Consider the following 25,614-nt stretch of genomic DNA (forward strand, 5'->3'; position numbering starts at 1 on the left):
CCATCCGCCGTAGGGCCTATTCCTCACCCTGCCCTCTCCCTCTGGGAGAGGGTTTCTGCGCCGGCCTTGTTGTCGCCGGCCTTGGTCTGTTCGGCAAAGCCCGCCCCGCCTACGGCGCGAGCGACCTGTCCCTGCGTGATCAGGCGCGCGGCGCGTTGATTGCGGGCATGGATCCAGAGCCAGCTCAAGGCCACGCTGAGCCGGTTGCGCAGGCCGATCAGGAAATAGATGTGCGCCAGACCCCAGATCCACCAGGCGATGGCGCCGCGCAGCTTGATCCAGCCGAAATCGATCACCGCCAGCCGCTTGCCGATCGTCGCGAGACTGCCATCGTGCTTGTAGCGGAACGGCCGCGGGGCGGTCTCGCCGCGCAGCCGCGCCTTGATGGTATCGGCGACATGGCGGCCCTGCTGCTTGGCCGCGGGCGCGATGCCCGGCACCGGCTTGCCGTCAGGAGCAGCGATCATCACGGTATCGCCGGCCGCGAAGATCTCGGGGCGGCCGGGCACGGTCAGGTCCGGCCCGATGAGCAGGCGTCCGGCGCGATCGGCCTCGACACCCAGCCATTCCGCCGCAGGCGAAGCGCGCACGCCGGCTGCCCAGATGATCGTCGCGGCCTCCAGGCGACGGTCGCCATAGATCACGCCAGCGGCCGAGCATTCGGAGACCGGCTGGCCCAGCTCGACCTCGACGCCGAGCCCTTCGAGCGAGCGCTGGGCATAGGCCGAGAGGTCCTCGGCATAGCCTGCCAGCACGCGCGGCCCAGCCTCGATCAGGACGACACGGGCCTTGTCGGTGTCGATGTTGCGGAAGTCGGGCGGGAGCGTGTCGCGCGCCAGCTCGGCGATGGTACCGGCGAGCTCGACGCCGGTCGGCCCTGCGCCGACGATGACGAAAGTCAGGAGCGCGGCACGGCGCTCGGGATCGGGCTCGCGCTCGGCCCATTCGAAGGCGAGCAGGATGCGACGGCGCACGGTCGTGGCATCTTCCAGCGTCTTCAGGCCGGGGGCGAAGGGCTCCCATTCGTCATGGCCGAAATAGGCATGGCGGGCGCCGGTGGCGAGGACCAGCGTGTCGTAGGGCACGGAGCTGCCGTCATCGAGCAGGACCTTCCGGTCCGCGGCATCGACACCGGTCACGGTGGCGAGAAGGGTCGTGACCTCCGGCCGGTTGCGCAACAGGTAGCGGATCGGCCAGGCGATCTCGGAGGTCGCCAGGGAGGCGGTCGCGACCTGATAGAGCAGCGGCTGGAAGAGATGGTGGTTGCGCCGGTCGATGATGGTGATGTCGACATCGGCTCCGGCGAGGCGATGCACGGCTTCGAGCCCGCCGAAGCCGGCGCCGACGATGACGACGCGATGGCGAGGAGGCTTGGCAGACTGTCGATCCTGGGCTTGGTCTTCGGCCGGCAGCGTCATGGCGGCATGCTCTCCGGGTTGGGCGCCCGGATGATCGGACGTGCGCCGGCGAGCGCCCCTGCCTCCTAGGTGGGTTGCCAAGACGCAGATGTCGAATGCAAGGCCCGGGGCATTGCCATGCGTTGGCGACCAATACGCCCTCGGAGCGTCCTCACGTCTCCCTGAATGCCCGCGCCATGCTGTCCTTGATGGGCTGCATCAGGTATTCGAAGAAGGTGCGCTCGGCGGTCTGGATATAGACCTCGGCCGGCATGCCGGGTGTCGGCTCGAAGCCCGGCACGGCCGCGACGCTGTTGGGCTCGAGGCGTACGCGCACGATATAGAGATCGATGGCGGTGGGCGTGCGCTGCCTCTCGTCCGGTAGCGCGTCGGCGGAGATGTAGATCACCTTGCCATTGATCATCGGCGTGGTGCGCTGGTTGAGCGCGGTCAGGCGCACGGCGGCGATCTGGCTGTGCTTGATCTTGTCGATATCCTGCGGGCGCACCCGGGACTCGATGATCAGTTCCTCCTGCAGCGAGACGATCTCCATGATATTCTTGCCGGGCTCGATGACGCCGCCGGAGGTGTGGTAGCGCAGCTTGACCACCGTGCCCTTCACCGGCGTCGTGATGCGGGAGCGTTCGAGAACGCCGCGGGCGGTGTGGATGCGCTCGCGCACGTCATTGAGATCGGCGCCGATGTCCTGGAGCTGCTCCGACGCGAGCTTGATCGCGCTCTTGCGCACACCGTCGATCTGCTCGACCGAGCGGGCGATGCGCTCGCGGGCGTCGCCGATATCGCCGGTGATGCGCCCGGCCTCGCCCTGGAGATTGGCGGCGAGGCGCTGGAGCGACAGCACCTCGGGCTTGCGGATATAGCCGCGGTCGAGCAGGGCCTGCTTGCCGGCGAGCTCCTCCGTGATCAGTTGGCCTTGATGCTGGATCGCCGCGAGCTGGACCTTGCTGCCGGCGATCTTCTCTTCGAGCCCATCGATGCCCTTCTGATAGGTCGCGATCTCGCTGGCGATGTTGTTCCGGCGCGCGGTGAAGGCAGCCCTCTGGGTCTGCATCAGGGCGCGGATGTCGGGATCGGACTGGTACGCCAGCAATTGCGGGGGAAACTCGAATTGCGACTGCCCGGCTGCCTCGGCGCTGAGCCTGGCCTCGATCGCCTCGAGCCGCATCTGCTTCAGGAGGTGGCGGCGCAGCTCCGCCTTGGAGGAGGTATCGTCGAGCTGCACCAGGAGCTGGCCGGGCGTGACGACATCGCCCTCGCGCACCAGGATCTGGCGGATGACGCCGCCTTCGAGATGCTGGATCGTCTTGTTTTGCCCGGTGGTGACGAAGACGCCGGTGGCGATAACGGCGCCCGAGATCGGCGCCGTGTTGCCCCAGACGCCAAAGCCCATCACCGTCAGGGCGACGATGACGACGCCGCCGATCGTCGCGGCGCGCGAGCTGCGCGGAACGTCGGAATACCAGGGCTGAGCCTCGACCATGGGCGTCATGGGATCCCCCTCAATTCGGCCGCGGCGCGTTGTCGATGCTGCGCTGACCGATGATCAGCGGCAGGATCTCGTCCCTGGTGCCGATCGCCTGCACGGCGCCGTCCTTGATCATCATGATCTTGTCGACGCTGCGCAGCAGCGCCGGGCGCTGGGTCACCGCGATCACGGTCATGCCGCGTGCCTTGGCGCGTTCGAAGGCACGCGCCAGCGCGGCCTCGCCGACTGAATCGAGATTGGAATTGGGCTCGTCGAGCACGACGAGGCGCGGATTGCCGAAGAAGGCGCGGGCAAGGCCGAGCCGCTGCTTCTGACCGCCCGAGAGCGGGGCGCCGTCGATGGCGATCTGCGTCTCGTAGCCATGCGCGAATTGCGCGACCATCTCGTGGATATCGGCGATCTCGGCGGCCTCGAACACCGCTTCATCGCTGGCGTCCTCGCGCATGCGGGCGATGTTCGCCTTGATCGAGGCCGGGAAGAGCTGCATGTCCTGCGGCAGATAGCCGACATTCTCGCCGAACTGGCGCGGATCCCAGTTGCGCTGCTCCATCATGTCGAGCCGGACCGTGCCCGCGGTCGGGCTGATCGAGCCGACCAGCATGCGCGCTAGCGTCGACTTGCCGCTGCCGGAGGCGCCGACGATGGCGAGCGAGTCGCCGGGCTCGAGGCTGAAGCTGATGCCGTTGAGGATGACCTTCTTGTTCGGCGGCGGCACGTAGAGGATGCGCTCGACATCGAGCCGGCCCTTCGGACTCGGCAGGCGCAGCCGGTCGAGATTGAGCGGCGATGCCTGCAGCAGCGCCTGAATGCGGGAAAAGGCGGCGCGGGCATGGATGAAGCTGCGCCAACCCTCGATCGTTCCTTCCAGCGGGGCGAGCGCCCGCCCGGCCACGACCGAGGAGGCGATGACCATGCCGCCGGTCAGCGAGCCTTCGAGCGAGAGCCAGGCGCCCCAGCCGAGCATGGCGATCTGGGTGCCGAGACGGAAGAATTTCGACAGCGCGGTCATGATGATGTTGCGGTCCTGGGCGCTGACCTGCGCCTTAAGGGATTCCGCGGTCTCGCGGCCCCAGATCAGCACGCCCTCGGGGATCATGCCCATGGCATTGATGACCTGGGAATTGCGCGACATCGCCTCCGATTGCAGGTTGGCGCGGGTCGAGAAGGCGCTGGCACGGGCGAAGGGCACGGCCGTCAGCTGCTGGTTGAGATAGGCGATGAGGACCAGGACCAGCGCGGCGACCGTGACGATGTAGCCGAGATGCGGATGGATCAGGTAGACCGCCAGCAGGTAGATCGGCGCGGTCGGCGCATCCAGCATGGTCAGGATGACCGGCCCGGTCAGGAAGCTGCGGATCTGCTGGAGATCGGCCAGGGTCTGGAACTCGCGGTTGGAGCCGTTCTGCGCGGCCTTGGCGGCGGCGGCGAGCACCGGGCCGCCGAGCCGGCTTTCGACATCGACGGCGACGCGCATCAGGATGAATCGGCGCATCATGTCGAGCAGGACATGGGCGGCAATCGCGGCCATCACGATGATCGAGAGCATGACCAGCGTATCGATGCTGCGGCTGGTCAGAACCCGGTCCGACATCTGGAAGAGATAGATCGGGACGGCGAGCACCAGGGTGTTCACCACGATCGAGAAGATCGCGACGATCACGAGATTGCGGCGGGCATCGCCCAGGCCGCGGCCGAGGACCTGCTTGAAATCGCGATCGCCGAGACGCTGCTCGATCGGCGAGCGGCCGGAGCCACCGCCGCCACCGCCCTTGCCGCCATGGCCGCCTCCGCCACTGCCACCGCCGGGGCGTGGCCTGGCCTCGGGTTCGGGCTGCGGGGCCTGCGGACGCGAGGTCGCGACATCCGGCTCGGCGGGCGCCGGCTGCTTCGCCTCCGCCCGGGCGGGGCTGCCCGGAACGACACGCGGCTTGTCGTTGGAATTGGCAGCGCCGGACATGTCGAGCCCGGTCAAGCCGATGGCGCGCGGCAGCGCGGCGTGCCCGGAGAGGGCGCCGGTGCGCGTCTTGCGCAAAGGTATGGCCGGCTTGGCATCGTCGCTCATGCTGCCCCTTGCTCCATCATTGCCTCAGCTCAGCATGTTCGACATCAGGTGGTCGTGCTGCGCCGGGTCGACCGGCAACGGCAGATCGGGAGGCGGTCCGCGGTCGTGTTCGTTCAGCTGAGCGAAGGCGACGAGTTCGGAGACCAATGTCTGCGTGTCATGGATCGTCACCGTGTCGGTGTCGGTGATCATGTTGACCTGGATCAGCACGCTTTCCTCATAGGCGTCGCCGCCGAGATATTTGGAGGTCGAGAGCGTGCCGGGATCGATGATGTGTGCTTCGTTGATCGCGGTGTTGCCGCCGGCCGCGATGCCCTGGGTGGTGCCGCCGCTGGCGCTGGCCTGGATGCTCTGGTCGGCATCAACCAGCAGATTGACCTGCGTGATGACGTTGATGTCGTAGTAGTCGCCGGGAATGTAGAGGACCTTGAGCGTGCCGCCCGGGCCGTAGAGGTTCCAGTCGGAATGCGGGATCACGATGGTGTGGCCCGCGCCAATCGCCTCCATGAGCTCGCGCCGCGCGTGGTTCAGCTCCTTGAATTCGGCGCTGTCGTAGGTCTCGATCGTCGCCAGATTGACCAGCTGGTTGAAGCCCGTCGTGACGTCCGTCTCGCCATCGGCGTCCCCGGTGGCGAAGATCTTGGCGCTGTCGGGGTCGAGCACGATGTTGTACTGATAGATCCAGTCGGCTCGATAGTAGTTCCCCATGACGACGATCATGTCGTAGCTGTCGACGCCATGGACCTCGGTCAGATTGACCTGCGCGTTGCCGCCGGTCTTCAGGTCGAAATAGGTTCCGTTCTCGGCCTGTACGGTGCGATCATTGTCGTTGAGATCGTTGATCTGCCTGATCGACTTGATGTCATAGAAGTCGCCCGGCATGAGGTCGATCGACCAGAGCGGCGTTGCCGCAGCGCCATGAACCGACGCGGTCATGACATGGGTGACGAATTCCGCGACGTTGTAGGCCGCGTTCTCCTGCGTGACCACCGTCGGCGCCAGCGTGCCTTCCACGGCGATGTCGACATGGTCGCTATCGGTGAGGATGTTGACCTGGACGATGCCGCGGCTGAAGAAATGATCGCCGCCGATCATCAGAGAACCGACCGCCTCGTCGAGATCGATGATGATGGCCGCGTTGATCTGCGTGTTCATGCCGGTCTCGGCGATCGTCGCGACGCCGTCCGTGGGCCCGGGCGCATCGTGGGTTTGCTCGACTTGCGCGGGCGCAGGCGAGGCCTCGCCGGCATCCTCCGCCTTCGCGGACTCGTCCGGCCGCCAGGGCGTGATCTCAAGCAAGCTCGGTACCGGAAGATCGGCATCGCTGGCCACGCCGTCGACGATGCGGCCCTCGGGCGCGGTCTGAGCCGGGCTGCCATCGGAATTCGGGCTGCCGGTCGCGACCCATGTCTCGGCCCGCGCCTTGAAGGTCTCGATCAAAATCTCGGTGCTGGCTGCAGAGGCCGGTTGAAGCTCGGCCGGCACGGCCGCCTCGGCCTGTGCGACCATGGCGTCGCGCACATCGTCGAGATGGAGCTCGGCCGGGATGACCGGCGCGCCATCGCTACCGCGGATGGCGTTCGAGGTGACGAGGTCGCGGTCTTCGGCATGGTTGAGCTGGCGCAGGTCGGCCAGGGTCTCGCTGCCTCCGGGTTGGTATTCGACCTTGATGACATGCGCGCTCGGGATGGAGACGAGGCGCTGGAAGCCCGGCTCCTCGATCAGTTCCAGGCGCGGCAGCGTGGGTGCGGAGATGACGAGCTTCGCCGTCACCGGAACATGGGGCAAGGTTATCAGGTAGTGCGGAGCGTCGAGATGGGTCACCGGCGGCGCGGGCTCGCGGACAAAGACCGGCTGCGAGGAGGTCTCGTCAAAGCTCAGCTCCTTGGCGGACTCCCGCAACGGATTGGCATCATCCTCGGAAGGCAGCTTTTGCGGCTCGCCGGAATAGAGCGTCGAAGCGCGCGCAACCTCGTCGGCGATGTGCAGGTAGCCAGCAAAGTGCCAGATGGTCTCGGTGATACCGCCGCTATTCATGGCACGGCCTCTTCATCGTCCGGCAAGCGCCAGTCGTTGAAAGGTTCGGGCTCTTCGCCGCCCACTGGGATGGAGCCGGAGCCGGAAAGCCGCGCGGGGGGCCACCCCCCGCGCGTCCGTTGGCCTTCGTTCGCTTACAGCGCGTCGCTGATGTCGTTGCCGGCAACCGTCAGCTCGAGCGAGTTGAACTGGATGTTGGCACCCATCACGATCGACTGGGTGAAGGCCTCCTGGGTGATCGCGGCATTCGCAGCCGCCGAGCCGAGGCCGCCGAAATCGCCGTCGTCGCCGCTCACGGCGCCGAGGGTCGAACTGACATCGCCGCCCCAGGCCTTGGCAGTCATCGAGAAGTCACCGACCGAATGACCATCCGCGCCGTCATGGCACGGATCACAGGAGGCGCCATCGAGGCCGCTTGCACTGTAGCTCACGCTCGGATTGTAGAGCTTGTCATTGTCGGTCAGGTTGCTGACCTGATCGAGGTTGAAATTGTTACCCGTCGTCAGGCCCTGCGTAACGACGTCCGGCATGATGATCGATTCTTCGATATCTTCGATCCTGTCGATGTCGATCGCCTCGTTGTCTGAAGGAGTCTGCAGCGCACCGCTGAGATCCAGATCCACCTTCACGTTGACGGTATTGTCGACCGTGTTCTCGATGTGATTGACGTTCTCGTTATAGTTAAGATTGCCATTGGCGTTCAGGTTGCCACTGACATTGAGACTGTCGTTGGCGTTGCCGTTCTCATTGACCGAGGTGTTCCACACCGAGGTATCGACGGCTTGACCGGCATATTGGCCGGCATATTGCGACTGACCTTGATGCTGGCCCTGACCTTGTCCCTGGCCTTGTCCCTGCCCCTGGCCCTGCGCTTCGGCCTGGGCCTGGAGCTGCGCCTGCAGCTCGGCCTGACCTTGCAGCTGGGCCTGGGTCGGGTCATCGTGGTCGTTATGACGATCTCCGGACATGACGCTCTCCTGATGATGAAATTAGGAGGCATCCCGTCGCTCACGAATGACGCATCTCTTCTGTGCTGCGGCAATTCATTTACGACGGACGCCGATCGAATATAACTTTCATGAAAGTCTAACGAGGCGAATTCCTGCTACGTAACGCAGGGGATCCCCTTAACGATTTCGCGCTCAAATCGGAGCGAAAACATATATATAAGCTACACCATTGCTTCACCCCCTTTCTGTTCGCACAAATCTTCAAGTAATTAATTTCACTCAACTCTGTAAACATCCAATATAAAGTTTAACTCAAGTCCAAATTATCAAACTACCTTAGAATGCCAATATACCTTAATAAATACCATATTTTACTATTCACTGCGATAGCATCTATCGTACTCTTTTGAGGTAGTACTTTAGTCACAATCGCATTTTACTATATTTCTAAATATCCTTTTTGAAATTGTGTGACAATTTTCTCACTCAATGTGTTATTAATAGAAGCGGAACATCTCGCGACGCTGCGTCCCCGTCAACGTGTCGAATTTATACCCAAAATTAATCATCCATTGACTTTCATCGACCCAGCTGGAACTATCCAACCTGATCGGGGGGCCAGCCATGCCAAACACGATCCGGCTGCATAACGAGCACGCTGCGCATTTCTCGCTGGAGCGGCTGGTCTGGCCTTCGGGGCCGACCTGCCCGCATTGCGGAGAACTCACGCGGCTCGGCCGGCTCAACGGACTGAGCACGCCCGTCGGCACGTGGAAGTGCTATGCCTGTCGCAAGCCCTTCACGATCCGTAACGGCACGATCTTCCACAACAGTCATGTGCCGCTGCATGTCTGGCTTCAGGCGCTGTATCTTCTGACGGGAACCAAGCTGAAAGTGGGGTCGCAACGGTTAGCCCAGGTGCTCGGCGTGTCGGTGCGCACCGCATGGCATCTGAAGCAGAAGATCGTGGCCGGCCTGGAAGCCGCACCGTCCAAGGCAGTTCCCGCCGCGGGCTGGCATGACGGCGATATCGTGATGCGCTGCGCCTCCCTTGCCTGCCAATCCGAGAACCGGCCAGGCAGCGCGATCAGCGAAGCGCGCTATGAGCGCTTTCTCGCGGCCGTCGACGGCGACGCGAATAGCGAAACCGATCTACGCTTCATCCAGGCCCTGCATCAGCTTCTCGCCGCCCGGCGGGACGCCGCGGAAGGCGAGGATGACGGCACGATCGAGGTGCAGCTCGAACTGGGCCTGCTTGCCAGCGAGGAGCCAGAGCCGCGGACAGCGATCGCTCCGGCGTCGGCCCAAGCCCTCCGCATCATCAGATGAAGGGCTGGTTTGGCCGGATGTACCGCTCGACATGCTCGCCCCACAGGTCCTCCAGCGCCTTCCAATCGCCGTCCTGCGGATCGGGAGCGGCGTCCAGGGCTTCGAGGAAGGCGATCGCGCCCAGCGAACCTGCGGTGAAGGCTGGATCGCGCCGGCTGCTCAGGAGACAGATCTCCTCGCCGATGAGCTCCGGGCCGATCCCGGTCAGCGCGTTGAGGACGGAGGCCTGGACCGCGGCGAGCGCATGCGTACGCAGCTGCCCGCAGGTCCGTTCCGCGATCAAGGTGACGAGCGTCGCCAGGAAGCCGAGGATCTGCGGCTGGAGCCAGTCGCCTGCCTGGGACTCGCTGCCGGCGCTCTTTTGAACGAAGGGCTCGAGAACGGAATAGGCTGCGCGGCGGGCCGGCCTGACTTTGAGAAGATCGAACATGGTGTGTCAGCGGTGCCGGGAACCTGCGGGAGCTGGGTGAGATGCGTAGACGCAACCGAGCCGGACAATCCGCACTGCCGCCCCGTCCTGATTTCGACGCGCTGGAACTGGCGGCGCAGCGTTCAGGCGAGAAGAGACTAGTCTTTCTCGCCTTGATAGGCGATCTCAATTTCGCCTGGTCCAACAATGAGAGCCTGTTCATCTATGTGCTGAGGCTTCTGCTCGACACCAACGAGCCGGCGGCCGCGATCGTATTCTCCACGCTGAACACGACGCGGGCCCGGCTCGACCTGGTCCAGCGACTTGCCAAGATCAGCCTGCGCGACAGGCAGCTGAAGGCCGAGCTGGACGAGATCATCAGTGCCTTCAGCGCCAGCACGCGGCTGCGAAACGACCTCAGTCACGCGACCTTCGTCATCGACCAGGGCGGCGAGATCACTCACACCCAGAGCATGAAGCTCGAGGAGAGCAAGGGCCATTTGCGCTTCGGCGTCCGGCGCGCGATCGACCAGCAGCGGCTCGACGAGATCGCGATGGCGGTGCGCAGCCTCTACGCGCTCAACCGGCGGATCTGGGATTTCCTGCCGCAGCTCGAACGCAGCATCAGGATGGTTTCGGATCCGCAGCCCCCGCCCTGAACAGGCGCGAACGGCGTCTCGCAGGGCCCGGCGCCAACCCCGCTCCGATCAGGGCTCGAGCAGCGCCCGGATTTCGTCGAGATTGCGGATCGTGTGCTGGAGATGGGCGCGCAGCAAGGTCGCGGCGTCTTCCGGCCGGCCGGCCTCCAGGCGATCGAGGATCAGAAGATGCTCCTCGCATTGCCGGCGATAGCGCGAGCGGTCGAGCATCGAGCGATAGGACAGCAGCCGGCGGATGCGGTTGATCCGTCTGACCGTGTCGAGGAAGAACGGGTTGCCGGAGGCGCCGACGATCGCCTCATGGAAGCGCACGCCGCGCTCGTGCAGCTCATCGGCGCTATCGGTCTCGATCGCGCCTGCCAGCAGGCGCTGCTCCGCCGCCCGGCATTGCGCCGCGACCTCCGGCGCCAGTCGGTAGCCGGGTTCGAGAAGGGCGGCGGGCTCGACCGCGAGGCGCAGCCGATAGGTCTGGGCCAGGCTTTCCGGCGTGGTCAGAACCGGCGTGAAACTCCAGCCATAGCCGGCACGGCGCTCGGCCCAGCCCTCCTGGGCGATCCGGCCCAGCACCGCGGCGAGCTCGGCCCGGGTCAGGCCATAGGCCTCGCGCAAATAGGTTTCCGAGACCTGATCCGGCAAGCGGCCGCGCAAATGGTCGTCGGCAATGCGGAAATAGCTCTCGGCGATCGAGTCCCGGGCGGACAGGCCGAGCGCCCCGGCATCGGGGAGCTTGCCCTCGGCGACGAAATAGCCGCGGTTGCGCTCGTGCCGCAACGCGCCCCTGTCGGCGAGGAGCTGGAGCGCCTGCCCAACCGGAAAACGCGAGACGCCGAAGCGGGTGGCGAGATCCTGCGAGCGGATATGCGCGCCGCCCTGCAGTCCACTGGCGTGAACATGGTCGAGGATGCGCACGGCCAGCGCTTCGGCGATATCGCGTCTCTCGCTGCCGGCCATGATCCGCCTACCTCCTTAGAGCGATCAGACGCCCTGTCGTGTACGGGAGGTACTCCGGAATGGTCAAACGGCCGGGCCCCTACACAGGAGGCCCGGCCGCTCGTTTCATTTCACCAGGCCGATCGAGCGCAGCACATCGCCGACGCGACCCTGCTCCTCCTTGAGGAAGGCGACGAAAGGATCGCCGGCAAGATAGTAATCGTCCCAGCCGCGCGCCTTCAGAACCTCGGCCCATTCCTTCGACTTCACGAGGCCGTCGACGGTCTTGAGCAATGCGGTGCGCTGGTCGGCGGTGATACCGGGAGGCGCCATGATGGCGCGCCAGTTCACCACCTCGACATCATAGCCGAGCTCCTTCAGCGTCGGCACGTCGGCGCCCTCCAGCCGCTTGCCGGAGGAGATGGCGAGCGCGCGCAGCTTGCCGGCCTTGATCTGGCCCTCGAACTCGCCATAGCCGGAGACGCCGGCGGTGACGCGGCCGCCGAGCATCGCGGCCAGGGCCTCGCCGCCGCCGGAGAAGGGCACATAATTGACCTTGCCGGCATCGACGCCGGCCGTCTTGGTGACCAGCGCGGCAAGGATGTGATCGGCGCCGCCGGCCGAGCCACCGGCCCAGATGACGCGGCTCGCATCCGTCTTGATCGCGCCGATCAGGTCCTTCACCGACTTATGCGGTGAATTGTCGGGCACGACGATGACCAGAGGATCGCCGGTCAGGCGCGCCAGCGGCGTGACATCGGCAAGTGTGACCGGCGACTTGTTGGTCAGGATCGCGCCGACCATGGTGATGCCGTTGACCATGAGCTGGCTCGGATCGCCCTTGGCGCCGGTGACGAATTGCGCGAGCCCGACCATGCCGCCGGCGCCGGTGACGTTGAAGACCTGGACGCTCTTGGCGAGGCCCGTCGCGGTCAGCACCTGCTGGATGCTGCGCGCCGCCGTATCCCAGCCGCCGCCCGGACCGGCCGGCGCCATGATCTTGAGATCCGGCGGGCTCGCCGGCTGCGCCAGGGCCGGGCCGGCGAGACCGACCACGGCCAAGGCGGCCAAGAGACATTGTTTCAGCTTCATCAAATCCTCCCGTGAGTGATTGCTTGTGGTTCGTTTCAGCCGCGCCCCTCTTTGCGCGTGCTGCCTTCATCGCCTGGGGCGAGAGTTCGAGTCGTCGCCGCGAGATGGCGCGCGAGGATCAGTGGGATTATGCCGCCCTTCGCCAGGGTCTCGCATTCCAGTGCGGTCTCGACGGCGGCGCGGGCCTCGATGCGCTGGCGCTCGCCGGAGCGGCGCAGGATCGTGACCGCGATGGAGCCGCGTGGGTGGAGTTCCGCCGCCTCGGCCTCGACCTCGATCCGGTCTCCAGGTCGAAGCTGCAACGTGGCCGGCACGATGCCCGGACCGAATTGCAGCGGCAGGATGCCCATGCCCACCAGGTTGGAGCGATGGATACGCTCGAAGCTTGCCGCCAGCACGGCGCGCACGCCGAGCAGGCCGAGCCCCTTCGCCGCCCAGTCACGCGAGGAGCCGGTGCCATAGCGCTCGCCGGCGACGACGACGGTCGAGAGCCCGTCGTGCCGGTAGCTTTCGGCCGCCTGCCAGAGCGGCAGCGTCTCGCCGCTCGGTGCATGGATGGTGCGGCCTGGCGGGATCGCCTCGCCCAGCCCGTTCACCACCGTGCGGTTGGTGAAGAGGCCGCGCAGCATCACCTCCCAATTGCCGCGGCGGGAGGCATAGACATTGAGATCGCCCGGGTCCTCGCCATGCGCGACGAGCCATTCGCCGGCTTCGCTACGCAAGGGCGTCTGGCCGGCGGGGGAGATGTGATCGGTGGTGATGTCGTCGCCGAGCACAAGCAAGGGATGGGCGAGATAATGCCCGAGCCGTGTCTCCTGCTTCGCCGCGGCGAAGGGTGGGCGGCGCAAATAGGTCGAGGCCGGGTTCCAGGGGAATTGCGCGGTCGCGGGCGCATCGAGCTTGGCCCAGATCGCGCTGGCGGCGGCCTCGGCATAGGCCGCGTCATAATCGGCAGCGTCCGAACCCAGCGCCAGCGCGGCGTCGATCTCGGCGCCGCTCGGCCAGAGCTCCGCGAGCCTGACCGCGCGCCCATCGGCGAGGGTCGCGATCGGCTCGCGGGTGATATCGCGGTCGGCATCGCCAGCCAGTGCATAGGCGACGACCAATGGCGGCGACGCGAGGAAGCCGGCATCGATCTGCGCATGGACGCGGCCAGGGAAATTGCGATTGCCCGAGAGCACCGCCACCGGCAACGCGGATTTCCCGGCAGCCTCGGCCATCTCCGCAACCAGCGGTCCGGCATTGCCGATGCAGGTGGTGCAGCCATAGCCGACAATGCCGAAGCCGAGCGCCTCGAGATCGTCGAGCAGTCCGGCGCGGCGCAAATAGCGCTCGGCTGCCGGCGAACCGGGCGCGAGCGAGGTCTTGACCCAGGGCGGCGGCTTCAGCCCGAGCGTGCGCGCCTTGCGGGCAAGCAATCCGGCCGCGATCGTGAGGCGCGGATCGGAGGTGTTGGTGCAGCTCGTGATCGCGGCGATGGCGACGGGATAGCGCGGCAACATCGCTGAGGGCTGCTCCGGCTGCGGGCAGGCGGCAAGCTTTGCGGGAACCTCGGCCGGCGAGACGCGATCCTGCGGCCGGCGCGGGCCGGCCAGGCTGAGCTCAATCTGCGCGAGATCGATCTCGATCACATCGGTATAGCGCGGCTCGGCCTGCGGCTCGAACCAGAGCCGCTGTGCCCTGGCATAGGCCTCGACTAGCGCAACATGTTCAGGCCCGCGGCCTGTCGCCGCGAGATAGGCAAGAACCTGCCCGTCAATGGGGAAATAGCCGGAGGAGGCGCCGTATTCCGGCGCCATATTGGCGACGACCGCGCGCTCGCCGGCGGCGAGCGTGCCGACGCCGGGACCGAAGAACTCGACGAACTCTCCGGCAATGCCACGCTGGCGCAGGCGCTGGGTGACGGCGAGCGCGAGATCGGTCGCCAGCACGCCGTCGCGCAAGGCGTTGGTGAGACGCACGCCGATCACGTCGGGAATGCGCATCATCACCGGCATGCCGAACATGACGCTCTCGGCTTCGAGCCCACCGACGCCCCAGGCGAGAACGCCGATGCCGTTGATCATCGGCGTATGGCTGTCGGTGCCGATCAGCGTGTCCGGCGCGGCCCAGGTCTCTCCGTCGCGCTCGACCGTGGTGACCACCGTCGCCAACCGCTCGAGATTGATCGTGTGCATGATACCGCTGCCTGGCGGATGGACGCGCACGCCCTTCAGGACGCGGGTCGCCCATTTCAGGAAGCGATAGCGCTCGCCATTGCGCTGGTATTCGCGGGCGATGTTGTACCCGAGCGCATCGGCCTCGGCGAAATGATCGACGGCGGTCGAATGATCGATGGAGACATCGACCGGCAGGACCGGGCCGAGCGAGGCGGGATCACCGCCCGCCTCGGCAATGGCGTCGCGCATCGCGGCGACGTCGACCAGGGCCGGAGTGCAGGTCGTGTCGTGCATCAGCACGCGGCCGGGACGGAACGCGATCTCGGCCGTGCTGGTGCCGGAGGCGAGCCAGGCGTGAAACGCGGCGAGCGCTTCCCTCAGCTCGTCTTCATCCTCACAGAGCCGAATCTGATTTTCGATCAGGATGCGCAGCAGATAGGGCAGCCGCGCGAAGTCGTCGCCAAAGGCGGCGGCGACCGGCGCGATACGCAAGCCTCTGGGCAAATAGGCGGGCGGAACGAGGAGATTGCCGGTTCTGGTCATCGCAGGCTCGCTAGATAGGAGCCTATATTGCATATTAGGAATTTAAAATGCAATATTGGTCGCGAACGAAACCGCTGCACGGACGCTGTCGGTGGGCAGTTGCCGGCCGGCAGCTACCCGGATCGAGGCCGCAGGTTCAGTCGTTTCGACCTGGCGAAGTCGATGACGGGATGATACCGCCGAGGGTCGCGCCGCGAGCATCAAGCGTTTGATTTATCGCATTTTCGTCACGCGAGCCTGCGCCCGGTTCGCTTGAAAATGCTCTAGTTCCGGAACCATGTCCCGGATCTGACGGCGCAGAGCATGATCAGGCCATAGGCGACAAGGCCGAGCGCGAGCGCGGCGAAGAGCCCGTTCAGCGAGCCGGTGAGCCACAGCACAGGCCAGCCCAGTCCGAGCGCGATGACGAGGCGGACGAAGCCGCTGGCGACTGGCCAGAACAGCCGGCCGGCGCCCTGTGAGGCGAAGTAGAGCGACAGGCCGAGGCCCAGGAAGCCATAGGCCGGCCCGACGATCCGCAGATAGGCGCTGCCGGTCGCGATCGTGGCGGGGTCGGCGCTGAACAGCACCAGCCAGGCTTGCGGCCAGAGCGCGGCGACGAGGCCGATCGCCTCCGTCAGCGCGAAGGCCATGCTGCCGCCGATCAGGGCGATGCGAAGCGCACGCTCCTGATGGCCTGCACCGATATTGGTGCCGACAAGCGCGACCAGCGGCGCCCCGAGGCCGAAGACCAGCGGGATCATCAGGTATTCGAGCCGCGCCGCCGTGCCGAAGCCGGCGACCGCATCGGTGCCGGCCGCCGCGCCGACCAGGGAGGTGGCGCCGCCGATCGTGACATTGGTGATGACCGAGCCGATCGCGCCAACCGCGCCGATGCGCAGGATATCGTGGAACAGCGGCCAGCGCAGCGGAACGCGGCGGAAGTGCGCGAGATTGCGGCCGGACAGGATGTACCACCCGAGCACGAGCGCGCCGCCTGCATAGTAGAGCACCAGGGCGACGCCGCCGCCGGCGATGCCGAGCGCGGGGATCGGCCCGAAGCCGAAGATCAGCAGCGGCGAGAGCGGCACCAGAAAGACGATGCCGGCACAGATCACCAGCGCGGGGACGAGCATGTTGCCCGTGCCGCGAATGACGCTGGCGAGGCCGTTCATCAGCCAGAGCAGGATATTGCCGGCGAAGACGACGTTGGAATAGGCGAGCGCCGCTTCGAGCGCTGCGCCCTCGCCGCCCATGGCGCGATAGAGCGGCCTGCCGAAGCTGAGCACGAGCACGGCGAAGACAATGCCGAGCACGATATTGATTACCACCGCATGCAGGACGAGCGCATCGGCATCGTCGCGGCGGCCCGCTCCGAGCGCGCGGGCGACCGCGGACGAGATGCCGCCGCCGATGGCGCCGGCCGAGATCATCTGCATCAGCATGACCGGCGGAAAGACGAGCGCCATGCCGGCAAGCGCATCATTGCCGAGATGCGCGACCCACCAGGTCTCGATCAGCCCGGTCGAAGCCTGGGCCAGCATGATCAGGATATTGGGCCAGGCCATGCGCAGCAGGGTCGGCACGACCGGATCATGCAGCAGACGGCGCGTATGCGGGCTGAGCTCGGTGGCGACGGGGGGTGGCGCTACGGTCGGCGTGGCGAGGCTCATGGCTGATCTCCGGCCGCGGCGGCGCGGCTGTGCCTGGCGTGGGTGCGCGCGCTGGCCGCAGGGCCGGCGACAGTGCGGAACACCGGATCGCTGAGCGGACGGCCGCTGACCCTGTCTACGAGGATCGGCTCGGCCGGCTCGCCGGTCTCGGCATTGACGATGAGGACGCTCGGCCCTTCCGGCGCGAAATGGCGGTTGCCGAAGGCGAGCAGGGCCTGGCTCACCTCGCGGAAGTCGCGGCCGCGCTCGGTCAGGATGTACTCGTGGCGCAGCGGGCGCTCGCTATAGGGCCGGCGCTCCAGCAGCCCGGCCTCGACCAGCGCGTTCAGCCGGCGCGTCAGCATATTGGTGGCGATGCCCAGGCTCTGCTGGAATTCGTCGAAGCGCGTCAGGCCGCCGAGCGCGTCGCGCAGGATCAGGATGCTCCACCATTCGCCGACGCGCTCGAGGCTGCGGGCGATGGGGCATTGGGAATCGAAGCTGGTCCGCTTCATCGCCGTCCGATCCTCCCGTGAAGATGACGGTCGTCATTAATCGAGCGACTTTCATCATGCAAGTCATATCGTGCGAATGAGACGAGTTCTGCGTCATTGCGAGCGCAGCGAAGCAATCCAGGGCGGCAGCGCTCAACGTCTTCCTGGATTGCTTCGCGGAGCCTGTACTCGGGCTTGCCGAAGGCAAGACCCGGGTGCTCGCAATGACGAAAGTGTGTCCTAGCCCGTGGCCTGCCTCGCCAACGCGAGCGCGGCCTTGCGACCGGCGGCCAGCAATGAGTCGGAAGCCGCGGCATCGGGCGCGGCGCGGGCGAGTTGCAGCGTGCCGACCATCAGGGCGAGCACCATCGCGGCCCGCGTGCGGGCATCCGCCGAGGCGGGGTCGGGCAATTCGCCGGCGATCAGCTCGATCAGCTCGCCGGTATCCCGAGCGAAGATCGCTCGCGTCTCATCCGAGCTGCGCGCCAGCTCGGCGGCGAGCGTGGCGATGGCGCAGCCCGTCTCGGGATGATCGCGATGGGTCCTGCTCAGGTAGCGCCGGACGATGGTCTCCAGGCCGTCGCCGCCTTCGGCGCGCACGCCAGCCACAGCACTGGCGTGCTCGGCGGTCGCGCCCGTCAGCGCAACATCGACGGCGCTGCGCACCAGATCCTCCTTCGAGGGGAAATGCGCGTAGAAGCCGCCATGGGTCAGGCCGGCTTCGGCCATCAGCCCAGCGATGCCGGTCGCCTCGATGCCGTCCTTCCTGAAGCGGCGCGCGGCGGTCTCGACGATGCGCCGACGCGTCTCGTCCTTGTGACCCTTCTCGTAACGCATGGGCGCCCCTCCCCGACTCGCTGACTTGCCGATGTCATTATACCCATCATATTATATGTCGATCGACATATGAACTGGAGAGAGCCATGTCCCAGGATCCCATCGTCATCGTCTCCGCCGTCCGCACCCCGCTCGGGCGCTTCCAGGGCGAGCTTGCCGGCGTCGAGGCGCCGGCGCTCGGGGCGCATGTCATTCGCGCCGCGCTGGACCGGGCCGGGCTCGCGCCAGAGCGTGTCGACGAGGCGTTGATCGGGTGCGTCCTACCTGCCGGCCAGGGCCAGGCCCCGGCACGACAGGCGGCGCGCGGCGCCGGGCTGCCTGATGCGACCGGCGCGACCACAGTCAACAAGGTCTGCGGCTCGGGCATGAAGGCGACCATGCTGGCCCATGACCTGATCCGCGCCGGCTCGGCCGATATCATCGTCTCCGGCGGCATGGAGTCGATGTCGAACGCGCCCTATCTGCTGGCCAAGGCGCGCGGTGGCTATCGCGTCGGCCATGACCGTATCTTCGACCACATGATGCTGGACGGGCTTGAGGACGCCTATGAGCGGGGACGCTCGATGGGCGATTTCGGCGAGGCGGCGGCGCAGGCTTACCAGTTCACGCGCGACGACCAGGATGCCTATGCCGTGGAGACGCTGACGCGAGCGCGCAATGCGGTCGAGAGCGGCGCCTTCAAGGCCGAGATCGCGCCTGTATCGGTGAAGGTGAAGGGCGGCGAGGCGCTGGTCGAGAATGACGAGCACCCGCTCAAGGTCTCGCCGGAGAAGATCCCGGCGCTGAAACCGGCCTTCCGGCCGGACGGCACCATCACCGCCGCGAGCGCCTCGGCCAATGCCGACGGCGCGGCGGCGCTGATCCTGACCCGGCGGTCGCTCGCCGAGCGGGACGGGCTGCCGATCCTGGCCGAGATCAAGGCCCATGCCGCCCATAGCCAGGAGCCGGCCTGGTACACGACCGCACCGATCCCGGCGATCCGCAAGCTGCTCGACAAGACGGGCTGGAGCGTCGGCGATGTCGACCTGTTCGAGATCAACGAAGCCTTCGCCGTCGTCGCCATGGCGGCGCAGCGCGACCTCGCCATCCCCCGCGAGAAGCTCAACGTCAACGGCGGCGCCTGCGCGCTCGGCCACCCGATCGGCGCGACGGGCGCACGGCTGATCGTGACCTTGCTGCACGCGCTGCAGCATCACGGCCTGAAGCGCGGCGTCGCCGCGCTCTGCATCGGCGGCGGCGAGGCGACGGCGATTGCCGTGGAGCGGGTGCAGTAATCGCGCTTGCCGAGTGACGGCGCTTGTCACTGGCGCGCACCTTCTCTTTCCGCTATTGCATGCCTACATTTTTGTAGATTGCATGGATATGCTGAGAGGGTGCGCGCCATGGCCGGCGACCGGACACCGCAATGGCTCAAGCCGCTCGATCCGGCGGCTGGGCCGCGCTATCTCCAGATCGTCAACCTGATCGAGAGTGCGGTCGAGAGCGGCAGCCTGCGGCCGGGTGACCGACTGCCGCCGCAGCGCAGCCTGGCCGATCTGCTCGATGTCGACCTCACTACCGTGACCCGCGCCTATGCCGAGGCCCGCCACCGCAACCTGTTGGACGCCGTGACCGGACGCGGCTCCTTCGTCTCGGCGCGCAAGGAGCAGTTTGGGCCGCCGGTCGACCTCAGCATGAACATTCCGCCGGCGCCGAAGGGCGTGCGGCTCGCGGAGCTGATGCAGCGTGGCATCGCCGAGGTGCTGGCCCGTGCCAGCGCCGATCTGCTGATGACCTATCATGTCGGCTCAGGCTCGCTCGCCGACCGCGCGGCGGGCTGCGCCTGGCTCGAGCCGATCCTGGGGCGGGTCGAGCCGCAGCGGCTCGTGATCTCGCCCGGCGCGCAGCCGGCGCTGGTGGCGCTGCTCGGCACGCTTGCCGCGCCTGGCAGCGCGATCCTGACGGAGCCGCTGACCTATCCCGGCCTGCTGGCGGCGGCGCGGCAGCACGGCCTGCGCACGGTGCCGGTCGCAGCCGATGGCGACGGCATCCAGCCCGAGGCCCTCGAGCGCGCGGCACGCGAGCATCGCGCAAGGCTGCTTTGCCTGACGCCGACGATTCAGAACCCGACCGCGATCACCATGCCGGAACGACGCCGGCGCGAGATCGCGCGCATCGCCAGGGCGCATGAGCTCGTCATTGTCGAGGACGATCCCTACAGCCTGCTGGCGGGCAATGCGCCACCGCCCCTCGCTGCGCTGGCGCCGGAGCGGACCTACCATGTCTCGACCCTGTCGAAGGGGTTGACCCCGGGACTGCGCACGGCCTTCGTCGTGATTCCCGCCGGAACGGAGCCGGATGCGCTGGCCGCGGCGCTGCGGGCGCTCACGCTGATGCCCGCGCCGCTGATGACTGCGCTGGCGACGCATTGGATCAGGGTCGGCGCAGCCTCCGATCTGCTGAAGGGCGTGCGCGAGGAAGCCGCCGCGCGGCAGGTCCTGGCCCGCACGATCCTTCCGGGCTCGGCGCAGGCGCATCCGAACGGCCTGCATGTCTGGCAGCCCCTGCCGGAGCATTGGGACCGCTACAGGCTGATCGAGGCCGTGCGCCAGCAGGGCCTCGGCGTGACGCCCTCGGATGCGTTCAGTGTCGAGGGCCGGGCACCGGATGCGGTGCGGATCTCGTTGGGCGGCGTGCCGGAGCGGGCCCGGCTCGTCGAGGCCCTGAGGACGCTGGCCGCGACGCTCGGCGACCAGCGCAGCCGGGCTCACGCGGTGGTCTGAGGCCGGGCGAAGGCGAATTGAGCCAGGAGCATGAGGCTCCTCACGGCGATCCAGCCGATGATCAGGTTGGCGGCGACGAAGAGCGGCAGCGCGAGCTGGACGACCGGCGCGCCGGTGCCTTGCTCGACCAGGCGCATGGCGGCGAGCGGAAGCGCCGAGACACCGAATGTATAGCTCCAGGCGCCCGGCCCGAAGCCCTGCTCGCGCAGGAAGGGCAGGAGCCGCAGCATGATCAGCGCCAGGAAGAGACCGTAGCCGAGCAGGAGCAGCGCGACATGGTTCGTGCCACCGACCATGGGGCTCACGCTCGAAAAGGCGACCGAACCGACTGCGGCCGGAGCAAGGTGGATGCCGAGCGTCGCCCGCAATTCGACCGGCAATTTGAGGGTGAACAGGCGGGTGAGCATCACTGATTCCAGGCCGAGCCAGGACAAAAGCCCGATGCCGAAGAACATCCAGGCGGCGTCCGGCGCGCCGAAACTGGCGGAGGCGAGCGCTGCGACGAAGCCGCCGCCGACAACCGGCAGGTAGAGGATCGGCGTGATCGCCGCAGGGTCGCGCCCGCCCAGCCAGAGGCCGCCAATGCTCCAGGCGGCAAAGGCAAGCATGCCGAGGGAGCCGGCGAGATAAAGCCACCAGCCGAGCACCGACGCATGCGGCGCGATGGCGAGGCTCGCGATCATGGTCGTGACCGGGATCAGCGCCGCGACGAGCGCCTGGACGGGATGCTGCACCTCCTCGCGAGCGGCCACGGGATGGCGTAGCCATTTCAGCGCATAGAGCGTGATCAGCACGGTCCAGAGTGCGAAGGCGGTGCAGGCCAGGGCCTCACCGATCCCGGCCGGGACACCCCAGAGACGGGACGCAGCCCGCCAGTCATTTGCAAGCCCGCCAACGCCGAGAACGGCACCGAAGAAGACGGGCTTGAATGTCAGCACGACAGGTTCAGGCGGAGGGCGTGCCGCTCGCCTTCGGGCGGGCGAGACGCCCCTCCTCGGCCTTGTAGAAGAATTGCGACGCGACGAGCCAGCCCTTCAGCGGCTGCAAGGGCGGAATGCAGGTCAACAGGACAAAGGGCAGCGTCGTGACCAGATGGACCCAGAGCGGCGGCTGATAGGTGACCTCGAGCCAAAGCGCGAAGGCGACAGCCGGGACGCAAACGAACATCATCACGAAGAAGGCCGGGCCATCGGCCGGATCGGCGAAGGAATAGTCCAGGCCACAGACCTCGCATTTCGGCCGCAGCTTGAGGAAGCCGTCGAACAGATGCCCCTGACCGCAGCGCGGGCAGCGACCGCGCAGACCGGTCTGCATCGGCGAAAGCGGTGGCCATTGGTCGGAGGGCATGACGGAACTCCTACGAAAGCACGCCGGTCCAACCGGCGTGCACTCCACATGATCCTCGATGCAGACAATGTCAATATTGTATGCATACATCAGGACAGAATGACGCATGCACCGACATCATGCCGGCCGGAACGACGGGAGCTCCGGGATCCATCGTAGAGCGGCGGAGCCTTTGATGGATCCCGGAGCTGCGCGCTTCGCGGCTTGCCCGGAACGACGGCGTGGTTCCACGCCTAGGCGCGCACCCGCGGCTTCAGGATGTCGTCGAGCCCGATCCGGCGCAGCAACTCGGCGCGGACGCGATCGGCGACGCCATTGACGATCTCGGCTCCGTCTTCCGACGGATCGATATGGACCCGGAAGGGGCGCCTGCCGAAAGGCAGGCCGACCACCGCGACGGTTGCATCGGCCACGGCCTGCGGATCGGCATCGGCAGGCTCGAGCGCGGCGAGGCCCTTGAAGGCGACCTCGCCGAAATCGGCGGTCGGGCCCGCGGCATATTCATCCGCCCGCGCCTTGTCGGCCGGCGAGCCGGAATGGGCGAAATGGTTGGTGCCCTTGGTGAAGGCGCCGGGCACGATGATCGAGGTCTCGATGCCCCAGCGCGCCAGCTCGCCGGCATAGCTGACCGCGAGCGCATCCATGCCAGCCTTGGCGGCGAAATAGGGCGCGAGATAGGGCGGCGTGCCGCCGCGCGCGCTGCTCGACGAGACCCAGACGACGAGGCCATTGCCCTGCTTGCGCAGCTGCGGCAGCGCCGCGCGGTTGACCCGCTGCGTGCTCAGCACATTGATGTCGTAGAGCTCAGCGAATTGCTCGGGCGTGAAGGCCTCGGCCGGGCCGTAGGACATATGGCCGGCATTATGGACGATGACGTCGAGCCGGCCGTTATCGGCGACGATCCTGGCAATCGCGACATCGACAGAAGCCTGCGAGGCGACATCGAGCTCGATGCTGCGCAGGTCGATGCCGTGCTTCTGTGCGTAGGCGGCGATCTCGGCGACCTGCGGCGCGTTGCGCCCTTCGGTCTCGCGCATGCTGGCATAGACGCTGTGGCCGGCATGAGCGAGGGCGCGCGCGGTCATCAGCCCGAAGCCGCTCGACGCGCCGGTGACGACGATGATCTTGCTGCTGTGCTGGGTCATGTTCGTTCTCCTTGTCGACCCGTTGTCGACAGGAGGAGGTTGCCCCATCGCAGTACCCGGATAATCGCCGCATCTTCAGCAATACAATCCGAATTTCTAGAACAATCATTGTCTCAGGATATCGCGCCCGATCGCCCGGTCGACGTGACGGGCAACAACGCCAGGGCGCTCGACATCAATCTCGAAGCCGCCCGCCGCTTCCATGATGGCGTCAGGCAGCCGGACGAATGGCGCTGCAACGTGTATGGCGCGATCAGGTTCTGAGCGGGCCGCTCAGGCCGCGCCGATGCGCTTTGCGGCCTGGCGGAACAGATGCTCGCCATCCGGCGCGAAATGCATCGCCCTGAAGAAGTCGTCGATGCCGTAATGCGGGAGTGTCCGGTGGATCGCCGCGAGATAGCCACGGGCCTGCTCCGTCCGGCCGGCGAGCGCGAGGCAATAGGCGGCAATCGCCATGATCTGCGCGTGGGCGTTCGGGCGCGCCGCGGCCTTGAGGCTCCAGTCGGCGGCCTCGTCGAAGCGGCCAAGCCGCGCCAGCGCCATGGCGCGCGCACCGAACATGGCGAAGAGCATCGGGTCGAACGGGCTGAGCTGGCGCGAATGGTCGGAGGAGGAGATCGCGACCGAGGGATCGCCGCCCTGCGAATGCACGAAGGCGAGCGCATAATGGCCCTGGGCGAAATTCGGGCTGAGCGCGATCGCCTGTTCCAGCTCGGCGATGGACTGGTCGTGCTGGTTGCGCAGCCAGAGCGCCCGGCCCATGGCCCAATGGGCGGCAGGGTCGCGGTCATCGACCAGGAGGCTCTGCCCGGCCGCAGCGAAGGCGCGGTCGATCTCCTGCCTGCGCTCCGCCCAGCCTTGGAACGCGCTCTGGAAATGCGTGAATGACAGGCCGGCATGGGCGCGCGCGAAGGTCGGATCGAGCCCGATCGCCCGCTCGAAGAAATGCCGGGCCTCGCCGTTATCGGCCTCGGTGAACCGATACATGTGCCAGAGGCCGCGATGATAGGCCTCCCAGGCATCGAGCGAGTTCGGCGGCTTGAGGATGGCGCGGTTGCGCTCGCTCGTCTCGATCTCGCTGGCGATGGCGGCGACGATATGATTGCCGATCTCATCGAGAACCTCGAAGGCGTCGTCGAGCGGCCGGTCGAAGGTTTCGGCCCAGAGGATCCGGGCATTGCGCGTCTCCGACAGCTCGACCGCGACGGCAAGGCCGCGACCATGGCGCCGGACCGAGCCGCTGACGACAAAGTCGACATTGAGCAGGCGGCCGGCCTGCTCGGCGCCGATCTGGCGGTCGTGCAAGGTCAGCACCGTGCCCTGCGCGATGATGAACAGGCTGCGCAGCTTGGCGAGACGGGTGATGACGTCATGGACCAGGGCTGCGCCGAGGCCGCGGCGCCCGGCGAGCGGGCCCGACAGATCGGCAAAGGGCATAACCGCGATCGAGGCACGGCGGGTCGGGGCCAGAGCGGCCTCGACATGAGCGGGGGCAGCGTCCGGCGCTGGCATGGCCGGAGCCGGCTGGATCAGCTCAGCTTCGCTTCGCATCCTGGCCTGACGCCAGAACGCATGGAGCGGCCGGGCGTCCAGCTCCTCTGTTTCGAACAATCTGGCCGCTGCGGCGAGATGCTCGTCACCTTCGCGGAACCGGCCCTGCCGGGCGAGCGCCGTCAGCAGCAGCTCATGAGCGGCGAGATCGAACGGCGCGGCTTTCAGCCATTGCTCGAGATGAACGAGGCCGCCATCCTCCGCGCTCCGCGCCAGATGCTCCAGCAAGGCGACATGGCAGCCGCGGAAATGCCGGCGCTGCGCGGCAAGCCAGGCGCTGAAGACCGGGCAGCGCTCAATCTCCAGCCCTTCGAGGAAATCGCCGGCAAAGAGGGCCGCGAGGTGCTTCAGGCGCCTCGGCGGCAGCGCCGCGATGCCATCGCGACTGGCGGCGGAGACCTCGACGGCATCGACCGTGCAATCGGCGAGATCGAGCCGGACCGTATCAGCCTCCGTCACGACCCGCGGCCGATCCGGGTCGTCCAGCAGGCCTCTCAGCTTGCTGAGGCACCAGCGCAACTCGCCACGCGGATCATTGGGAACATCCCAAAGCAGCTCGCAGAGCCGGCTACGCTGAACCGGCTGCGGGGAGAGCGCGAGATAGGCCAGCAGCGCGCGCACCTTGCGCGACGCCGGCAGGGCCAGCGCATCGCTCCGCCTCGCCAATGCCAGCGGGCCGAGCATGCGCAGGCAGCGTGGCGGCGCGTCGCCGACGGCACGCTGCCGATGCGTTTCCATGAGCGTTTCCACGCCTGCTCCCACGCGCGTCTCCA

General features: G+C 66.9%; 21 protein-coding genes. 5 read left to right on the plus strand and 16 right to left on the minus strand.

The window, feature by feature from the left end; all coding sequences use genetic code 11:
* Window positions 1-23: 23 nt before the first annotated feature.
* From EV560_RS06845 to EV560_RS06865, 5 genes are all read right to left on the minus strand, one after another.
* The gene (locus EV560_RS06845; RefSeq protein ID WP_131854988.1) at window positions 24-1,418 is read right to left on the minus strand and encodes an NAD(P)/FAD-dependent oxidoreductase; all 1,395 of its coding nucleotides are present in this window, start codon (window positions 1,416-1,418) and stop codon (window positions 24-26) included.
* Between the two features lie 151 nt (window positions 1,419-1,569).
* Window positions 1,570-2,907 (minus strand): HlyD family type I secretion periplasmic adaptor subunit, encoded by a 1,338-nt coding sequence (locus tag EV560_RS06850; protein ID WP_131854989.1) that lies wholly within the window; start codon window positions 2,905-2,907, stop codon window positions 1,570-1,572.
* A gap of 10 nt (window positions 2,908-2,917) precedes the next feature.
* Window positions 2,918-4,966, minus strand: coding sequence for a type I secretion system permease/ATPase (locus EV560_RS06855; protein WP_131854990.1), 2,049 nt, complete (start codon window positions 4,964-4,966; stop codon window positions 2,918-2,920).
* A gap of 24 nt (window positions 4,967-4,990) precedes the next feature.
* Window positions 4,991-7,003, minus strand: coding sequence for a hypothetical protein (locus tag EV560_RS06860; RefSeq protein ID WP_131854991.1), 2,013 nt, complete (start codon window positions 7,001-7,003; stop codon window positions 4,991-4,993).
* 134 nt (window positions 7,004-7,137) lie between these two features.
* Window positions 7,138-7,971 (minus strand): hypothetical protein, encoded by an 834-nt coding sequence (locus EV560_RS06865; RefSeq protein ID WP_131854992.1) that lies wholly within the window; start codon window positions 7,969-7,971, stop codon window positions 7,138-7,140.
* Between the two features lie 606 nt (window positions 7,972-8,577).
* On the opposite strand from EV560_RS06865, the gene EV560_RS06870 reads away from it, so the two are divergent.
* Window positions 8,578-9,282 (plus strand): transposase, encoded by a 705-nt coding sequence (locus EV560_RS06870; RefSeq protein WP_131854993.1) that lies wholly within the window; start codon window positions 8,578-8,580, stop codon window positions 9,280-9,282.
* Here the strand turns inward: EV560_RS06870 and EV560_RS06875 are convergent.
* Window positions 9,275-9,712, minus strand: a complete 438-nt coding sequence (locus tag EV560_RS06875) for a hypothetical protein (RefSeq protein WP_131854994.1) — start codon at window positions 9,710-9,712, stop codon at window positions 9,275-9,277. The two genes, EV560_RS06870 and EV560_RS06875, sit on opposite strands and share 8 nt — an antisense overlap.
* A 41-nt stretch (window positions 9,713-9,753) precedes the next feature.
* Between EV560_RS06875 and EV560_RS06880 the strand changes: the two genes are divergently transcribed.
* Complete coding sequence (locus EV560_RS06880) at window positions 9,754-10,350, plus strand: hypothetical protein (protein ID WP_131854995.1); 597 nt, start codon at window positions 9,754-9,756, stop codon at window positions 10,348-10,350.
* A 48-nt stretch (window positions 10,351-10,398) separates the two neighbouring features.
* Here EV560_RS06880 and EV560_RS06885 read toward each other — a convergent pair whose 3' ends face one another.
* From EV560_RS06885 to EV560_RS06910, 6 genes are all read right to left on the minus strand, one after another.
* On the minus strand, window positions 10,399-11,301 hold the full coding sequence (locus EV560_RS06885; protein ID WP_131854996.1) for a GntR family transcriptional regulator: 903 nt from the start codon (window positions 11,299-11,301) through the stop codon (window positions 10,399-10,401).
* 105 nt (window positions 11,302-11,406) lie between these two features.
* On the minus strand, window positions 11,407-12,372 hold the full coding sequence (locus tag EV560_RS06890) for a Bug family tripartite tricarboxylate transporter substrate binding protein (RefSeq protein WP_131854997.1): 966 nt from the start codon (window positions 12,370-12,372) through the stop codon (window positions 11,407-11,409).
* 35 nt (window positions 12,373-12,407) lie between these two features.
* Window positions 12,408-15,074 carry an aconitate hydratase AcnA gene (acnA, locus tag EV560_RS06895; RefSeq protein ID WP_131854998.1) on the minus strand — a complete coding sequence of 889 codons (2,667 nt, stop codon included), beginning with the start codon at window positions 15,072-15,074 and terminating at the stop codon, window positions 12,408-12,410.
* A 263-nt stretch (window positions 15,075-15,337) separates the two neighbouring features.
* The gene (locus EV560_RS06900) at window positions 15,338-16,726 is read right to left on the minus strand and encodes an MATE family efflux transporter (protein WP_131854999.1); all 1,389 of its coding nucleotides are present in this window, start codon (window positions 16,724-16,726) and stop codon (window positions 15,338-15,340) included.
* Window positions 16,723-17,220: a winged helix-turn-helix transcriptional regulator gene (locus tag EV560_RS06905; RefSeq protein WP_131855000.1), complete on the minus strand. Its 498-nt coding sequence runs from the start codon at window positions 17,218-17,220 to the stop codon at window positions 16,723-16,725. Before EV560_RS06905 ends, EV560_RS06900 begins: the two co-directional genes overlap by 4 nt.
* Before the next feature lie 219 nt (window positions 17,221-17,439).
* On the minus strand, window positions 17,440-18,036 hold the full coding sequence (locus tag EV560_RS06910; RefSeq protein WP_131855001.1) for a TetR/AcrR family transcriptional regulator: 597 nt from the start codon (window positions 18,034-18,036) through the stop codon (window positions 17,440-17,442).
* Window positions 18,037-18,122: 86 nt separating this feature from the next.
* Here EV560_RS06910 and EV560_RS06915 point away from each other — a divergent pair, with 86 nt between their 5' ends.
* Together EV560_RS06915 and EV560_RS06920 are read left to right on the plus strand one after the other, a co-directional pair.
* Window positions 18,123-19,310 carry an acetyl-CoA C-acyltransferase gene (locus tag EV560_RS06915; protein ID WP_131855002.1) on the plus strand — a complete coding sequence of 396 codons (1,188 nt, stop codon included), beginning with the start codon at window positions 18,123-18,125 and terminating at the stop codon, window positions 19,308-19,310.
* Window positions 19,311-19,418: 108 nt separating this feature from the next.
* Window positions 19,419-20,798, plus strand: a complete 1,380-nt coding sequence (locus EV560_RS06920; RefSeq protein WP_131855003.1) for an aminotransferase-like domain-containing protein — start codon at window positions 19,419-19,421, stop codon at window positions 20,796-20,798.
* Here EV560_RS06920 and EV560_RS06925 read toward each other — a convergent pair.
* The 3 genes from EV560_RS06925 to EV560_RS06935 form a co-directional block, all read right to left on the minus strand.
* Entirely contained in the window at window positions 20,783-21,736 is a 954-nt protein-coding gene (locus EV560_RS06925) for an SLAC1 family transporter (protein WP_131855004.1), read from the minus strand. The two genes, EV560_RS06920 and EV560_RS06925, sit on opposite strands and share 16 nt — an antisense overlap.
* 7 nt (window positions 21,737-21,743) lie before the next feature.
* A complete protein-coding gene (locus tag EV560_RS06930; RefSeq protein WP_131855005.1) occupies window positions 21,744-22,145 on the minus strand; it encodes a DUF983 domain-containing protein in 402 nt (133 codons plus the stop codon).
* 233 nt (window positions 22,146-22,378) lie between these two features.
* Window positions 22,379-23,290 (minus strand): SDR family oxidoreductase, encoded by a 912-nt coding sequence (locus tag EV560_RS06935; RefSeq protein WP_131855006.1) that lies wholly within the window; start codon window positions 23,288-23,290, stop codon window positions 22,379-22,381.
* 108 nt (window positions 23,291-23,398) lie between these two features.
* Here EV560_RS06935 and EV560_RS35715 point away from each other — a divergent pair, with 108 nt between their 5' ends.
* A complete protein-coding gene (locus EV560_RS35715; RefSeq protein ID WP_165923357.1) occupies window positions 23,399-23,554 on the plus strand; it encodes a hypothetical protein in 156 nt (51 codons plus the stop codon).
* Window positions 23,555-23,563: 9 nt separating this feature from the next.
* Here the strand turns inward: EV560_RS35715 and EV560_RS06940 are convergent, their stop codons facing one another.
* Window positions 23,564-25,579 (minus strand): tetratricopeptide repeat protein, encoded by a 2,016-nt coding sequence (locus EV560_RS06940; protein WP_131855007.1) that lies wholly within the window; start codon window positions 25,577-25,579, stop codon window positions 23,564-23,566.
* Window positions 25,580-25,614: the final 35 nt, after the last annotated feature.

The sequence above is a fragment of the Allobosea sp. BK604 genome, assembly GCF_004341515.1.
Lineage (GTDB): Bacteria > Pseudomonadota > Alphaproteobacteria > Rhizobiales > Beijerinckiaceae > Allobosea.